This window comes from Sphingobium cloacae (assembly GCF_002355855.1).
Lineage (GTDB): Bacteria > Pseudomonadota > Alphaproteobacteria > Sphingomonadales > Sphingomonadaceae > Sphingobium > Sphingobium cloacae.
On the sequence record NZ_AP017655.1, the window covers coordinates 2744462 to 2759778 of the forward strand.

12 protein-coding genes and 1 tRNA gene are annotated in these 15317 nt (G+C 64.7%); 7 read left to right on the plus strand and 6 right to left on the minus strand.

Annotated elements, in window-relative coordinates:
- The first annotated feature begins 108 nt into the window (after positions 1-108).
- The 4 genes from SCLO_RS13610 to SCLO_RS13625 are packed head-to-tail and all read left to right on the plus strand — an operon-like array spanning position 109 to position 4821.
- Positions 109-1473, plus strand: a complete 1365-nt coding sequence (locus SCLO_RS13610; protein WP_066522138.1) for a TolC family protein — start codon at positions 109-111, stop codon at positions 1471-1473.
- On the plus strand, positions 1470-2507 hold the full coding sequence (locus SCLO_RS13615; protein ID WP_197705103.1) for an HlyD family secretion protein: 1038 nt from the start codon (positions 1470-1472) through the stop codon (positions 2505-2507). The genes SCLO_RS13610 and SCLO_RS13615 overlap by 4 nt, the downstream gene beginning before the upstream one ends.
- A complete protein-coding gene (locus SCLO_RS13620; protein ID WP_066522135.1) occupies positions 2507-3697 on the plus strand; it encodes an ABC transporter permease in 1191 nt (396 codons plus the stop codon). Before SCLO_RS13615 ends, SCLO_RS13620 begins: the two co-directional genes overlap by 1 nt.
- On the plus strand, positions 3694-4821 hold the full coding sequence (locus SCLO_RS13625; RefSeq protein WP_066522149.1) for an ABC transporter permease: 1128 nt from the start codon (positions 3694-3696) through the stop codon (positions 4819-4821). Before SCLO_RS13620 ends, SCLO_RS13625 begins: the two co-directional genes overlap by 4 nt.
- A 111-nt stretch (positions 4822-4932) precedes the next feature.
- Here SCLO_RS13625 and SCLO_RS13630 read toward each other — a convergent pair whose 3' ends face one another.
- Complete coding sequence (locus SCLO_RS13630; protein WP_096362230.1) at positions 4933-6957, minus strand: TonB-dependent receptor; 2025 nt, start codon at positions 6955-6957, stop codon at positions 4933-4935.
- A gap of 297 nt (positions 6958-7254) precedes the next feature.
- On the opposite strand from SCLO_RS13630, the gene SCLO_RS13635 reads away from it, so the two are divergent.
- The 3 genes from SCLO_RS13635 to SCLO_RS13640 all read left to right on the plus strand — a co-directional run bounded on the left by SCLO_RS13635 (position 7255) and on the right by SCLO_RS13640 (position 8504).
- A tRNA-Gly gene (locus SCLO_RS13635) sits at positions 7255-7329 on the plus strand.
- Positions 7330-7754: 425 nt separating this feature from the next.
- On the plus strand, positions 7755-7919 hold the full coding sequence (locus SCLO_RS23405; RefSeq protein WP_006964003.1) for a hypothetical protein: 165 nt from the start codon (positions 7755-7757) through the stop codon (positions 7917-7919).
- A 105-nt stretch (positions 7920-8024) separates the two neighbouring features.
- Positions 8025-8504: a hypothetical protein gene (locus SCLO_RS13640; protein WP_066522386.1), complete on the plus strand. Its 480-nt coding sequence runs from the start codon at positions 8025-8027 to the stop codon at positions 8502-8504.
- 496 nt (positions 8505-9000) lie between these two features.
- Here the strand turns inward: SCLO_RS13640 and istB are convergent, their stop codons facing one another.
- The 5 genes from istB to SCLO_RS13665 form a co-directional block, all read right to left on the minus strand.
- Complete coding sequence (gene istB / locus SCLO_RS13645) at positions 9001-9729, minus strand: IS21-like element helper ATPase IstB (RefSeq protein WP_096362194.1); 729 nt, start codon at positions 9727-9729, stop codon at positions 9001-9003.
- A complete protein-coding gene (gene istA, locus SCLO_RS13650) occupies positions 9716-11230 on the minus strand; it encodes an IS21 family transposase (RefSeq protein WP_096362065.1) in 1515 nt (504 codons plus the stop codon). The genes istB and istA overlap by 14 nt, the downstream gene beginning before the upstream one ends.
- A 233-nt stretch (positions 11231-11463) precedes the next feature.
- On the minus strand, positions 11464-11964 hold the full coding sequence (locus tag SCLO_RS23920; protein ID WP_231923236.1) for an HNH endonuclease: 501 nt from the start codon (positions 11962-11964) through the stop codon (positions 11464-11466).
- A gap of 278 nt (positions 11965-12242) precedes the next feature.
- Complete coding sequence (locus SCLO_RS13660; protein WP_066521276.1) at positions 12243-14972, minus strand: ATP-binding domain-containing protein; 2730 nt, start codon at positions 14970-14972, stop codon at positions 12243-12245.
- A 2-nt stretch (positions 14973-14974) separates the two neighbouring features.
- Entirely contained in the window at positions 14975-15316 is a 342-nt protein-coding gene (locus SCLO_RS13665; protein ID WP_066521277.1) for a hypothetical protein, read from the minus strand.
- Between the last annotated feature and the right edge of the window lies 1 nt (position 15317).

The following is a 15317-nucleotide window of genomic DNA, read 5'->3' on the forward strand; positions in this document are numbered from 1 at the left end:
CGAGATCCTGTTTTCGCTCCTTCGGGTCATGGAAGAGCGGGGCCACGTCGATAAATTCCTTTGAGATTTTCCCGCGCCGGTCATACCCATGACGATGGGAGGCAAGCCATGCGAATCCGGGCGACCTTGGCAGCGATCGCGCTGACGGCGTCAGCGCCTGTCGCGGCGCAGGACAGCGCCTCCCTCCCCCTCGATTATCGCGCGGCCCAGCAGCGGCTGCTGGAGCGGTCGGACGCCATCGCCGCGTCCGGCGCGAATGTGCGCGGCAAGGAGGCGCAGCTTGGCGCCACCGCCTCCCTCGGCCGCCCCGAAGTGGTGTTCGAGGCGCAGCTTCTGGATTATCAGAAAACGCTTTATCTGCCGCTGGGATCGCTGGCCCCGGTGGCGGAATCCTTCGGGATCGAGGACCCGCTGCGCTTCCGCAGGCAGGAAACGGCCGTCCGCCCGATCGTGACGGCGACGCTGCCGCTCTATGCGGGCGGGCAGATCGCGGGCACGAAGGCGGGCGCGCGGGCGCAACTCGATCAGGCGAAGGCGGAGCAGAAGGGCGCGGTCGACAAGGCGCTGCTGCAACTGGTGCAGGCCTATTATGGCCAGCAACTCGCGGAAAGGGCGCTGGGCGTGCGGCGCGACGTGCTGGCGGGGCTGGACCGGCATCTGGCCGATGCGGTGAAGCTGGAGCGGGCGCAGTTCATCAGCCGCGCGCAACGGCTTCAGGCACAGGTCGCCCGCGACGACGCCGCGCGCGAGTTCGAGAAGGCCGTCGCGGACCTGGGGACCGCCAATGCCGCGCTGGCCGGATTGCTGAGAGCGCCGCAGGGGGTGCATCCGACCACGCCGCTCTTCGTCCTGTCGCAGCCGCTGGAGCCTTTGGAGGATTACAAGGCGGAGGCGCTCCTTTCCCATCCGGAACTGGGCCGGCTCCATGCGCTCGGCGCGCAGGCCGACGCGGCGGTGACGATCGAGAAGGCGAAGCAGCGCCCGACCGTCTATGGCTTTGGCCAGTATAATTTCGACCGGCGGGATTCGCTGCTGACCGATCCGGACTGGAGCTTCGGGATCGGCCTTCGCTACAAGATCGCGTCGGGCCTTGGCCGCAGCCAGAGCGTCGAGGCGGCGCGCCAGACCGCCTTGCAGGCCGATGCGGGATTGCGGGAGGCGCGGACGCAGATAGAGATCGGCGTCGCGAAGGCATGGAACGAGGCGGAGGCGGCGCGCAAGCGTTTCCTGCTGCTGGATGGGGCGCTGGAATCGGCCAGCGAGAATCTGCGCCTCCAGGCCCTGTCTTATCGCGAGCAGCAGGCGACCTCGCTGGACGTGATCGACGCCGAACTGGGCCTTGGCCGCGCCCGCATCCAGCGCGCGCAGGCCAGCCATGACTATGTGATGGCGCTTGCCCAGTTGCTCGACCTCAGCGGACGGATCGAGCGGCTGCCCGACTATATCGCCCGCGCTGACAAGGAGATTCCATGAACGAGATGGTCATGGAAACGCGTTCGCAGGACGAGGAAGCACCGGCCCCGGAAAGGGCGGACAGGCGTCCTTTGGCGGTGGCCGTCATTGTTGGGATCGTCCTATTTCTGGCGATAGGATTATGGCTCGCCTGGCGGCCGGCGCCCGACCAGATTCAGGGCATGGCGGACGCGCATGAGGTGCGGATCACCAGCAAGGTCACGGGGCGGATCGCCGCCTTCCATGTCGAGGAAGGACAGGGCGTCCGCGCGGGCCAGTTGCTCTATACCGTCGCCAGCCCGGAGGTCGCCGCGAGGACGGAGCAGGCGAGCGGCGCGCTCGCTTCGGCGCGGGCGCTGGAGAGCAAGGCGAACAACGGCGCGCGGCCGGAGGACATCCGCGCGGCGGAGGCGCAGTGGCGGCGGGCGGAAGCGGCGGCGGCGCTGGCGCGCACCACCTATCAGCGGACCGAGCGCCTTTTCCAGGAAGGGGTGCTGGCCGGACAGAAGCGGGACGAGGCGCGCACCAATGCGATCGCGTCCGAGGAGGCGGCGAAGGCCGCGAAGGCGCAATATGACCTGGCGCGGACGGGCGCGCGCGGCGAGGACAAGGCGGCGGCGAGCGGACAGGTGCGGCAGGCGCGCGGCGCGGTCGCGGAAGTGGATGCCGCCGCCGCCGAAACCCGCGTCACGGCGCCGATGGCGGGCGAGGTCGGGCGGCGCCTTGCACAGCCGGGCGAACTGGTGCCGCAGGGCTTTCCCGTGTTCGTGCTGACCGATGTCGCGCACCCCTGGGTGACGCTGAACGTCCGGGAAGACCAGTTGCGCGGACTGGCGAGGGGAACCGAGATCAGCGGCGCGATCCCGGCGCTGAACGGCGCACGGACAAGATTCAGGGTCACTTATGTGGCCCCGGCAGGCGATTTCGCGACATGGCGCGCGACCCGGCAGTCGAGCGGCTTCGACATCAAGAGCTTCGAGGTGCGGGTCGCGCCGGTGTCGCCGGTGCGCGGCCTGCGACCGGGCATGACCGTGCTGTTCGACTGGCCCCAATAATGGGGGATGCGGACGGAGCGCCGGGCGCCGGAGCGGCCTTTCGCCAAGGGTTCCGCCGGGAAGCCCGTTTCCTCCGGTCGAGCTTCTGGGATCTGTCGCTCATCAGCTGGATCCCGTTGCTACTGATGGCGGTGGTGGCGATCCAGCTGGGCTCCGGGGTCATGCGCGATCTGCCGGTCGCGGTGGTGAACGAGGATGGCGGCGCGATCTCCCGGGAGTTGACGCGGCGGCTGGACGCAGCGCCGGGGCTGCGCGTGGCGGCGCGCGCGCCCGACATGGCGGAGGCGGAACGGCTGGTGCGGTCCAGGGCGACCTATGCCGTGCTGCTGATCCCCCATGATACGGAGCGCACGGTGCTGCGGGGGCAGACGGCCAGCCTCACCCTCTTCTACAATGCCAGCTATTCGACCGCATCGGGCGCGGCCATGCGGGAAATCGGCACTGTGGTGCAGGCCTATGCGGCCCGTCTCGCCGCCGATCAGATCGCGATGATCGCGCCGGGCAAGGTGCATCCGCCCCCCATCGCCGCGCAGACCGTGATCCTGTTCAATCCGCAGGGCAGCTATGAATTGCAGCTGGTGGCGCTGCTCCACCCCGCGCTGCTGCACCTGATCTTCATGGTCGCGGTGGCGAGCGCGCTGGGAAGGGAATTGCGCGACGGCACCATCGGCCCCTGGCTGGGCGGCAGGCCCCGGTCCGAAGCGATGGCGGCGATTGCGGGCAAGGCGGCGATCTATGTCCTGATCTTCATGGGGTGGGGCCTGTTGGCGACCGGCTATCTGGCGGGGCTTCGCGGCTGGCCGGTGCTGGGCAGCCTGTCGATGGTGCTGGCAGGCTATGCCGCCATGTACCTTGCCTATCTGGGCGTGACGGTGCTGGTGACGGGGCTCACCCTGTCGATGGGCCGCGCCTTGTCGGTGGCGGGCCTCTATGCCGGTGCGTCCTTCGCCTTTGCGGGGGCGATCTTTCCCATCGAATCGGCGTCGGCGTTCGCCCGCCTGTGGAGCGCGCTGCTCCCCTACACGGCTTTTGCCAAGCTGCTCGCCGAACAATGGATGATGGGTTCCCCGGTGGCGGTTTCCATGCCGCATGTGCTGGTCATGCTGATATTCCTCGGCGTCGGCCTCGCGGCCGGCCTGCCGCGCTATATCGCGGCGGCGGGAACGCCCGATCTGTGGGGGCGGCGATGATCGCACGCGCCTTCGCCGCGACGTTCCGGGCGATAGGGAGCGACAGCACGGCGCTGACGCTGCTGATCGGTTCGGCGATCCTCTATTCCTTCTTCTATCCCAGCGCCTATTCGGGCGAGGTGCCCACCCGCATCCCCGTCGCGGTCGTGGACATGGACCATAGCGCCGCCAGCCGCGCGCTGACCGTCAGGCTGGGCGCGCTGCAACAGGCGGAGGTCGTGGCGCGTCCCGCCTCGCCGGAACAGGCGCTGCGCTGGATGCAGGACCGGCGGGCGAGCGCCATCGTCATCATTCCCGAAGGGTTCGAGCGGCATATCCTGCGCGGGGAGCAGGCCACGGTCGCCCTCTATGGCAATGGCGCCTATCTGCTGCGCGGCAGCACCGCGCTGGCGGGCGTGGGAGCGGCGCTGGGCGCGGCGGGACGGGCGGCGGCGACCGATCAGGCGATGGCGCTGGGCGCGCCCGCCCCGCCCGCGCTCGCCCTGATCCAGCGTCCGCTGTTCAATACGCGCGAAGGCTATGGCAGCACGGTGTTTCCCGGCGTCACCTTCATCATCATCCACCAGACGCTGCTCATCGGGCTGGCGCTGCTGGCCGCAACCATGCGCGAACGGCATGGGCCGCTGGCCTTCCGCCCGCAGGAGCTGCTGGGGATCGCGCTCGCCTTCTTCACCATAGGCTATGCGAATGTCGCTTATTATGCGGGCTTCGTCTTCTGGTTCCAGGACATGCCGCGCGCGGCGGGGAGCTTGGGCGCGCTGGCCGCGGCGGCGGCGCTGTTCGTCGCGGCGACGGTGGCGGCGGCGCTGGCGCTGGCGAGCTTCTTCAAGACCCGGGAGCGGCCGATCCAGCTGTGGATCATCACATCCGTGCCGATCTATTTCCTCTCGGGCCTGTCATGGCCGGTGGAGGCGACGCCGGGCTGGCTGGCGGGGCTGGCGCGGCTGTTGCCCACGACGCCCGGCATCCAGTTGATGGTGGGGATCAACCAGATGGGCGCGAGCCTGTGGGACCAGAGAAGCGAACTGCTCAACCTGGCGGTGCTGGCGCTGCTCTATGGCGGGATGGCCGCCGTCCGTTACTGCCGGGGCGGCAGTGCGGGGGAGCGCCGCCATAGGGCCTGAACGCGCGCCTAGAGCATGATCCGTTCATGCTGAATCGGATCATGCTCTGATTCTCTTTTATTTTCCGCATTTTCCGAGCCAGCAGATGCAGCCATCTGCTTCGAAAATGCTCTAGCGCGCGAACCGGACGCCGATCCACAAGGTTCGCGGCGTGCCCAGATCCATCGATCCGCCCGCGTTGCGCGTCACCACCTCCTCATCGAACAGATTTTCGCCGCGCGCGACGAGCGTGACGCCACGGCCCAGCGGCAGGCTCGCGACGGCATCCACGGTCAGCGCATCGGGCAGCGCGTTGCTCTGAAGATCGTCTTCATATTGCTTCGACACATAACGCAGCGTGGTGGAGAGCGACGGCCCCGCCTGCGGCCGCCACGCCAGCGTCGCGCTGGCCGCGTGGCGCGGGCTTTGCGCGGGCCTCAGGCCGTCGAACGGTTCGCCGGGCGCCCGCACCTTGCTGCGGCTATAGGCGTAAGAAGCGGAAAGCTGGAAATCGCTGATCCGGCCCGATGCCGTCAGTTCCACGCCCCTGGCGATCACCGCGTCGACATTGCGCCGCTGGCGGGAGGTCGGCCCGGTCGTCACATTGGCGATGGCGTTGTCCAGCCGGTTGTAGAAAGCCGTCGCCGCCAGCATCAGGCCGGGCAGGGGCGTGAAATCGATCCCGGCCTCCACGCCCTTCAGCTTTTCCGGGGACAGGGCGGCGTTGGCCTCCGTCCGGATGGGGAAGACCATGAAGGGCCGGTACAGTTCGTTGAGCGTCGGCAGGCGGAAGCCGGTATAGCCCGCCGCACGGAACGCGACGGCTTCGTCGACCCGGACCAGCGCCCCGGCGCGCCCGGAAAACTGCCAGTCGGAACGGGTCGCGAAGTCGTTGTTCACCGTGACGAGGCCATGGGCGTCCGCCTCCCGGAAGAAGCCGCCGCTGATCCGCCAATGATCGGCCCGCACGCCTCCGGTCAGGATGAGGTTGCCGATCGTCCAGTCATCCTCCGCGAAGACGCCCGTCGTGATCTGGTCGCCGCCCGCATGACGGCGCGCCGTCACCGGATTGGCGGGATTGCCCGCATTATAGGCGTCCTCAAACATGTCGCCCGTGGCGAAGCGGGTATCCGCGCCGATCCGCAGCACATGGTCCGGGCCGACCGGCGGGCGCAGCTCGATCTTGCCGCCGATGCCGGTGGAGGGCGTGTTCCTCTGGTCGAGCGACTGGCGGAAAGGGGCGTTGGACGAAATGACGATGTTGGAGAAGTTGCGCGCCTGGACATAGGCGAGCGCGTCGACCTGCCACGCCCCCCGCGCAATATAGCGGATGGAGGCGTCCTGCCCCTCGCTCATGCTGTCCGCGCCGCGAAAGCGCAGGGTGCGGTCGTCATGGAAGACGGTCGCGCGGAATTGCAGTTCGGACGTGGCCGACAGCGGCGCGACGGCGCGCAGATTGGCCGACCAGCCGTCATAGGCGGCCGGCACGGTCGCCGCGACGCGCTGGTCGCGCGGCGTGGTCTGGAAGCCGTCGCCCCGGTCCCAGCGCCCCGACAGCGACACATAACCCCCGCCTAGATCGGGCGTGATCGTCGCGGCCAGCTCCGTCGCGTCCTTGCTGCCGTAGAAGGCGCTGGCGGCGAGGGTGGGAAGCTGCGAGCGGGTGGCGCTGGCCAGTTCGATCGTGCCCGCGACCGCTCCGGCGCCAAAGGCGCCCACGCCGCCGCCGCGCGTCACCCGCACCACCGAAAGCCGGTCGGGCACCAGCGCGCCGAAGGGGATATAGCCGAAAAAGGGATCGGCCATCGGCACGCCGTCCAGCAGCACCAGCGTGCGGCTGGAAGCATTGCCGCCCAGCGCCCGCAACGTCGCCCCCTGCGCCGAGGGATTGGCGGAGCGGCTGTCGGACCGGCGGAACTGCTGGAAACCGGCCACATCGGACAGCACATTCTCGATCCGCCCGGACGCGGCATCGGTCAGCCGGTCGCGGTCGATCACCACGGAACCATAAGCCGGGCTGCCGGGCGGCAGCGGCAGTCCGGCGCCGGTCACGACGATATTGGGCTGCCCCTGCGGCTGCGCATCCGCTTCCGTTTGCGCCAGCGCCGTGCCGGTTGCCGCCGCGGCCAGAGCGATCGAAAACGGCAGATATTTCACGACGGAGTCCCCTTGTTCCCGTTCCATTGGCGTCAGCCGAAAAAGGCTCCACCCGTTCCTGTTGTCATTTGGCGTGGGGACGTAAGGCGAGGGTCGAAACCCTGTCAAGCCGCATGGACTTCCAAGTCCAGCATCCGCGGCCGCTCATATGCGATCCGGGAAAGGCCATGCGTCGCCGGGATCGGGCCGGGCAGGCGAGGAATTTTGCAGGAAAGCGGATTCCCCCTTGCCGAGGCGCCCAACCGCTGCTAGTTGGCCGCCTCACCCGCCGAGAGGGACATCCCTCCGGCCGCCAGAGCGGGCGTAGCTCAGGGGTAGAGCACAACCTTGCCAAGGTTGGGGTCGAGGGTTCGAATCCCTTCGCCCGCTCCAGTTTTCTCCAAGAAAACTAATTAATTGCACCTCGCGTAGCTCGCGAGGCCTTAGTGACAAAGCTCCAATCGCTCGCCGTTGTCACCACATTGTCACCAATTCAAATCCAACTCAGGGCTAGTCAGGCGTTCTCCCAAGTTCAGCTTAGACTGATCGTATCGATCGCCGATCTCAAGCCTGTCGGCCCGAGTGAGCGACTTTGGCATAGGCACTGGTAGGCGGATCGCTCGCTCCGCCGCAGAACCAACCACTCGCATTAGCCGCTGATCCCTGGGCTCGAAGCCTGTCCTCCTTCAATCAACCCGTGAAGGGTCCGCTACGCGTGCGCGTGCGGCCGCAGCTTTGCTGCGGTGATTGCGGCCAGCCCCCGGCCTGTGGGGCGACTGTCGAGCGGGGTGGTCCCGCTCCAAGGCAGGAGCCGCAACATGCCACTGGCAACCGCACAATCGCTTGGCTGGAACCTCTCCCGGACGCTGATGACGGTCATCGTCCTCATTGAAACCAATCAGGGCTACTTCGTCATCCCCGCTGACGAATTTGATGGCGACCCCGAACAGGTGGTTCGCGAATATGACCCCTTCAGCCGCTAATCTCAGGCACATTTCGCCTTTTCGGCCTGCGCCCTGTCGTGCTATTCTTGCACCGCAGATTGCGCTGAGGTGGTGGTGGCGAGCGCGTCCAGACAAGGGACGCTTATGACCATTTTTCTCATCCTCGGGGCCGTTGCTGGCCTTTATGTGCTCGCGCTGCTCTTCCGCCTCGCCAGCTACGCGCTGCCTGTCTATGCTGGGCTCACTTGTGCTTTCCTGCTGCTCCGCCATGATGTCGGCCATCTCGGAGCAATCCTGGGCGGACTGACGGCAGGCATTGCAACGCTTCTGATTGGACAGGGCCTCATCGCCTTTGTCCGCTCTCCCATGCTCCGTGTCGGGATCGCGTTCCTCTTTGCCATACCCGCGGGCATTGCCGGTTTTCAGGCGGCGCACGCGCTTGGATCACTGGCAACGGACAACAGCATGCTGCTGGCGATCCTTGGATCTATTGCCGCTATGGCGACATCTCTCTCTGCATGGCGAAGCGTGACGATGTCGGAGCGTGACACGTGCGTCACCTCACAGTTTGCCGGTCCCGTCGGTGGGCAAGCTTCTACAGCCCAAGCAATGTCGGCCGAGTGATGGCGTGAGGGGGCAATACCGCCGGTCCAGTCGCTTCCTTTGCTTGGCCGATTTTGAACCGAGGGTTCAGGGCCAGCGTTCACCCGAGCCAGTGCATGCGATCAGCATCTGGCGTCCTTCCCGGCAGAACCGACCAGTACGACCTCTTTCGATCCGCGCCCATGTCAGCAAGACGCTTCGCTTGGCAGGCTAGCCGCAACGGTGCTTGCCGCACTTTCTTCCCCCGGCGTTCCGCCGTTCCTCGCGCAACAAGAAAGCCCGGCCACACCGTCCTTCGCTAACGCTGCGGGCTGACGCTGCGGCGCCTGTCACTGGCTGACTGTCAAACGGCGTTCAAAAGGGACCCCCGATCGGCGTCGAAGAGGGACCCCCTTTTTCGGATATGATGTTGGTTTGTTGAAGATGGCCTTGCGCTGCGTGCGGCGGAGGGCGGGCGTAGCCCGACCGGAGGCGCGCGCAGCGCAAGATAGATTTTTGAAGGCGCCGAAGGTAGCGGTCAGCTGCGGTTTTTGAAGCGCCAGCTGTCGTTGCCCGTCTCGATGATATCGCAGTGGTGGGTGACGCGGTCGAGCAGCGCCGTAGTCATCTTGGGATCCCCGAAGACGGTAGGCCACTCGCCGAAGGCAAGGTTGGTGGTGATGATGACGCTGGTGCGCTCATAAAGCTTGCTGATGAGGTGGAACAGCAACTGCCCTCCCGAGCGTGCGAACGGCAGATATCCAAGCTCGTCGAGCACGATCAGATCGAGCCGCGACAGCTGCGCCGCCAGGGTCCCGCCTTTGCCGATCCGGGTCTCCTCTTCGAGGCGTGTCACCAGATCGACGGTGTTGAAGTAGCGGGCGCGAGCGCCCCTTCGCACGACATTGGCGGTGATCGCGATGGCGAGGTGGGTCTTGCCTGTCCCCGTGCCGCCGACCAGCACGATATTGCGGCGAGGCGGGAGGAAGGAGCCATCGTGAAGGGAGCGGATCATCTCCTCATTGATCGGTGTGCCCTCGAAGCTGAACCGCTCCAGGTCCTTCACCACGGGCAGCCTCGCAGCCGTCATCCGATAGCGGATGGAGGCTGCATCCCGGTGGGTCGCCTCAGCACGGAGCAGGTCGGTCAGTATCTCCATGGTGGTGCGCTTGCGCTGGAGGCCGGTGGTGACCGCCTCGTCGAACGCCGCCGCCATGCCCTTGAGTCCGAGGCCGCGCATCGTGTCGATCATATCATGCCGCTGCATCATAGCCTCGCAGCAGATCATAGCGGGCACAGTCGGCGAGCGGAGGATGCTGCAGCATCCGGTCTTCCGAAGTGACGATGCTGTGGGGTGTCGCCGGCTCGCGGCGCCGGGAGAGGATGTTGAGGATCAGCTCGTCGCTGGCCGTTCCGTTCGCCAACGCTTCGCGCACGGCAGCCTCTACCGGCTCCAGGCCATCGGTGAGCACCGCCGAGAGGACCCGCACGAACCTGCGATCGGCCTCGTCCCCGGTGCCGAGCCTTCGCCGTAATCGGTGCAGGGCGGGCGGCAGATCCCAGTCCTGGAACGGTGCGCCGTTACGCAGCGCGCCGGGCTTGTGCGCGAGGACCGGCAGATAATGCCAGGGATCGTATATCGTGCGGTTCCGACCGAAGTGGCGCTCATGCTCCCCGACGATCGCATCGCCGCAGCGTATGACGATGCGATCGGCATAGGAGCGCACCTGAACGGTCCGGCGTGCGGCCGTCGACATGACCGAGTAGCGGTTGCGATCGAAGCTGATGAGGCAGGTGCCGGTGACGGCATGCTCGCTCTCATGGAAGCCGTCGAACGGTGCCAGGATCGGCTGCAGGGCCGGTCGCTCCATATCCAGCGCCTCGGCGACGGTAATATCCCCGCGTTCGGGATGGGCATGATGCTCGGCCCAGCGCCGGCACTCGGCCTCCAGCCACCCGTTGAGCTCGGCCAGGCTGGCGAACCGGAGTCGCGGCTGGAAGAAGCGGCCTCGGATCGTCTGGACCTGCTGCTCGACCTGGCCCTTCTCCCATCCCGCCGCCGGCGAGCAGGCGGTCGGCTCGACCATGTAATGATCGGTCATGATCAGGAAGCGGCGGTTGAACACACGCTCCTTGCCGGTGAACACGGCCGTCACCGCCGTCTTCATATTATCGTAGATACCGCGTCGCGGCACACCGCCGAAGAACGCGAACGCCCGGGCATGGGCATCGAACAGCATCTCCTGGCCCTCGCGCGGATAGGCCCGGACATAGGGTGCGCGCGAGTCGCAGAGACGCATATGCGCCACCTTCACCCGCATCGGCTTGCCGGCGATCTCCACATCCTCGTGGCTCCAGTCGAACTGGTAGGCCTCACCCGGCTGGAAGGTCATCGGGATGAACGCCGGTGCGCCTTCGCCAGCATCCTTCCGCCGCGCAGCACGCCAGCGCGCCGCATAGCGGCGCACCGCATCATAGGATCCATCGAACCCCTCGCGCACCAGCAGGTCATGGATACGCGTCATCCGTAGCCGATCGCGGCGGCCGCGCCCCTCGTTCTCCTCAAGCAGCGCATCGAGACGATCCTGATAAGGACCGATCCGCGGCAGCGGCTGGACTTTGCGCTGATAGTTGAACGCCGCCTCCGGCGACCGGATCGCCTTGCGGACTACCTTCCGCGACAAACGAAGGTCGCGCGCGATCGCCTTGATCGCCTTCCCCCCTGCATGCTCACGCCGAATCCGAACCACTGTCTCCACGATCAACATCCCGTTCTCGCCAACTGATCAAAACCAGTCGGCCGACTAAATCCCCGGGATGAAGGGGTCCTTTTTGCACGCCGATCACCCCACGAAGGGGGTGCCTATTGCACGCTGATCCTCACCAAATCCGGCTGAAAACCGATGGAAAGACGCTCAAAAAATGAACGTTGGTCCAGCCCAATCGAGGCCTATCGGCAGCACTTGGGCACAGACCTTCGATACTCATCCAGCTGAATTCTTTAATCGGCCACCCATATCTCGCTGCGGTGCCAGGCCAGACGGCTTCTCTGTTCATCCACCAACTGCAACGGCGGCGCTTTTTCCAGCGCCAGTGCAAGACGCGCTGATTTGCCAAGGCTGGGCGAGGCAATAGCATTGCCCAAGTCGTCGAAAGTCACCAGGCCGCTGTCGAATGCGGCGTCCCACAAGGACGACAGTAACAAACCATTGTGGACATTCAGCCTTTCCTGATCGCTTTCGCAATCGGCCCAAGGGATTATATGTGAGGCGCGAAGCAGTTGCGGCTCAACTACGCCAGTGAAGGGGCAAGTTCTGTTCCAGTAATCCATGACTGCTACCCGGAATCGATCCTGACCTATCCGGACCTTCTGAGCGCGTTCGGCCTCTGTGTCGCCCAGGTGAGAGGTTTCCCGAATGAAGTCTTCAAAGGGCAAAGTCGGCAGGCTCAGCGACAGGCGGTAGACTGCACTGACACCGGCAAAGAGGGCGTCTCTGGTCATAAATGCAAAGGCTGCCGAATGTCCCTTCGCACATGGTCCGGCAGACTCTGCCTTGAGTTCCCGGGCTGCTCCTGGATGAGCGACTGACAAGAAAAATGGCCCATGCAAGCCTGATGCTGTTGCAGCAACAGCTATCTCCCCCGGCGCTGATGCAGACGAGTAAAACAGCCAGCCAGCCGCCTGGCCTTGGGCAATGCGATACCCCTGACCGTTCGCGGCATCCCGCAGCTCAGATTCGAGAGCGAACGGGTAGCTGGATAGGCGCAGATTAGTACTTGTTACCATGTGGAGCCATACGTGAGATTGCCGTCTGACAGTGAGCCGGGCAACGCGGCCTCAGCAGAGGCCAGGCCAAGAAATGTGGCTGCGCGGGTAGCGCCGACGTAAATGTACCTTTCAAACATTTCAGGTTGTTGGCTCGCAAGAATTTCGACGTCCAAAAAGAACACTGCTTCGAATTCGAGCCCCTTGATGTGCTCGATCGGAAAAATCCTCACGTCGTTGGTCTTTCCGATCGCCTCCCCGTCTGCATAAGCCTTCGCTTTGAGGCTGAGATCCGCGAGCTTACTATTCAAAGCTTCGGTCAGGGCCGCCATGTTGCTCTGGTCAGGCAGAAGAATTGCAATGGTCGGCAAATTTCCGTCAGAGAGTGCTTGTATCTCCTTGATACGCGCGATGAGCCAGGAGGTTTTTGCGTCATTGGTTTCAAGAGAAAGTCCGCATACCGGATCGTACCCGACGTTCTCCCCATAATCTGGCGCCTGATGCTCTATCGCAGCGCCCTGCGATACCGCGAGCTGCCGCGCAAATGCGGCCAGCTTCCGGCTTTGCCGATAGGTCACGCTGATATGGTGCGACTCAAGTTGCGGCGCGACCCAGTCAAGCTCAGCGACTGACCGGCTGCCCCACATCGTGAGGCGCTGATTGAAATCGCCGGACAAGAAAAGCGAGCGGGTTTGCGAACGAGCAAGCGCCGCCATGCACGCCAATTGGACCGGCGAGAAGTCGGTAGCTTCGTCGACCAATATCTGGTTTCGCTGAAGACTGGCGACCGTTTCGAATATGGGTTGGCTACGTTCAGCAAGTCTGGAGGCCACTATGCGATCGCGCTGAAAGCTGACCGCAACCCGCAACATGCAAAGCATGATGAGGTCAACTTCGGCCGGATGCACCTGAGACGACGCGCCGGCCTTCTCGCCGTACCAACGATTTTCCGATCGCATAGTGCGACGAAAGCGCCGGTAGCGTGCCGGTACACGGCGCAAGTAGTTCGAGGGCGCATTGGCCAGTCTGCCCGCCGCGCGCTGGAGCAACAGGACCTTCCCGACATCCTTGAGATCAGGGATTGCAAGGTCTCGCTCTTGCAAGAAGGCTAGGATTTGACCGGCCCGGCTTGCCGCTGCGGGTCGCCCGCCAGATGCTTGGCGTATGGCCAAGGCCCGCATTGCGCGCCTGAAGATGTCGGCTACCTGTCGTCTGCCTTGCAGAACGGGACGTGCGCTCTCTGTTTCTTCGACAACCTCGTCATCGCTTTCGTCATCCTCGGGTTCTTCATCTTCGCCGTCGTCGCGGCTTTCGTCCAGCATTGCGGTGATCTTGACGGCAAGATCATCAAGCAAAGCGGGGTTGGCACTCGCCAGAACTTTCAACGGCTGGGCTAGCGCACCGCCCGTGTTCTCACCCAACTGCCGGGCAAGTGCGATCAGTTCCTCCCGAAGACCCGCCAATTCACCGATAAGCTGGATGATATTGCCGCTGGATCGCGCCAAAGAGGCGGAAACCCGCCGTCCAATAGCGGCGGCGCGCCCGTCGCCCGCTTCGACCAGGCGCACTGCCTCTGTCTGCAATTGCTTGACGAAATCCTCAGCCTGCCAGGTATCAAACGTTTCGAACCAGTCGATCTGATTGAGCAGGGTACCATCGGCTAGCCACGTGTCATCTGCAGGTTGTGGCATCGTCAGGCCGCCGCCACTGCCCTTGCGCAGGATACCAAGCCGGTTGCGGGCCACATCCCATCGATAATCATCCCAGGTTTTCAGCCGTTCATCGTGTGTCGGAACGCCTTCTTTGCCGAGGGCCTCCTTCACATACAGACGCAGCAATTCTGTGGGCGTGAACAAGATCCAGCTGTCGGCATGCACCAGCCCTGCCGCGTCGACCCCTTCAACGAGCGACTTCTCCTCCTCCTCGAGATAAGCGAAGTCCAGTTTTTGGCGCAAGCGCCGCACCATCGTGGTCGTCTTGCCAGTGCCCGGAGGCCCGAGCACCGCGATCTGCCGATCGATGGGCAGGCGGAAAATCGTATCCTGAAACTTGTCGAGGATCGGAGCGATGCGCAGTTGCATGGCTGTAAGGGCATCGCGTTTGATGCCGTCGTATTCGTTGGCATTGCTGTCTTCGGTCGCCCCTTCCTCCAGCCATTTATCGAGTGCATCAATGGCATCGGCTGAAAAGCCGTCCTCGCGAAGCAATTCGCGCAGTGACTTGAACGAACGGGGCGGGGCATCTTCGCGGAATTCAACGGCTGGCTGCGAATCCCAGCCAACGCCGTCTTCCTGCGCCCTGAATGTCATCTTTTCACGGACAAGAAACCACCGCGAGCCGCCCGGAGCGGGGATCTCTACGTCTTCCCCAATAGAACGTGGGGCCAGCCTGCCCATCGGGCTCATGTAGCTGCACAACGGATACTTGGTGGAGGAAACCGTCCCGGCGGGCGAGATGTAAAGCGTTTGCAGCGTCTCATCTTCGCCTTCGATCACCAGCCGTGCGATCGCGGGCTCGTGTCGCAAGCGCTGGAGATTTGAGACTCGGCCTTCATTCTGATCGCGCAGATTGGCCGAAAGTTTTTCGGCCGTCGCTTCGTTGACGATGGCAAAGGAATCGAGCGTCACCCCGCGGCGCGACAGATCGGCACTTGCCGAGGCGGCAATGCTCTCAAACGCATCAAGCGCTTCGCGTGCAACCGGTTTCAGGTCTTTCAATTCAGCCCCCTTTGTTGATTGCGTCATGCTCACCGATACCCCTCCGTGCGGGGTCGCATGCCGCCTGTTACCAGCGCGTCATAGGCGGCGAGGACGAGGCGCCTTGTTCGGTATTCGCCGTGTTTGGCGATTTCGTTCTTTTGCAGGACGCGGAAGGTTTCGCTGGGGTAGTCTGCGCCCATCACGTCCTTGGGGTCCAGCACATAGCGCAGCTCGTCGCGGGTCAGGCCATAGGCCAGCGCATACCAGCCATCGAGCTCGGCGCGCAGATGGGCGCGGCGGTCTTCGTCCCACGCGAAGGGTTGGCCGTCATAGCCCAGATCGCGGGCGAAGGGGGCCATGTAGTTGCCGGTGGTGGCCAATATCAGCACT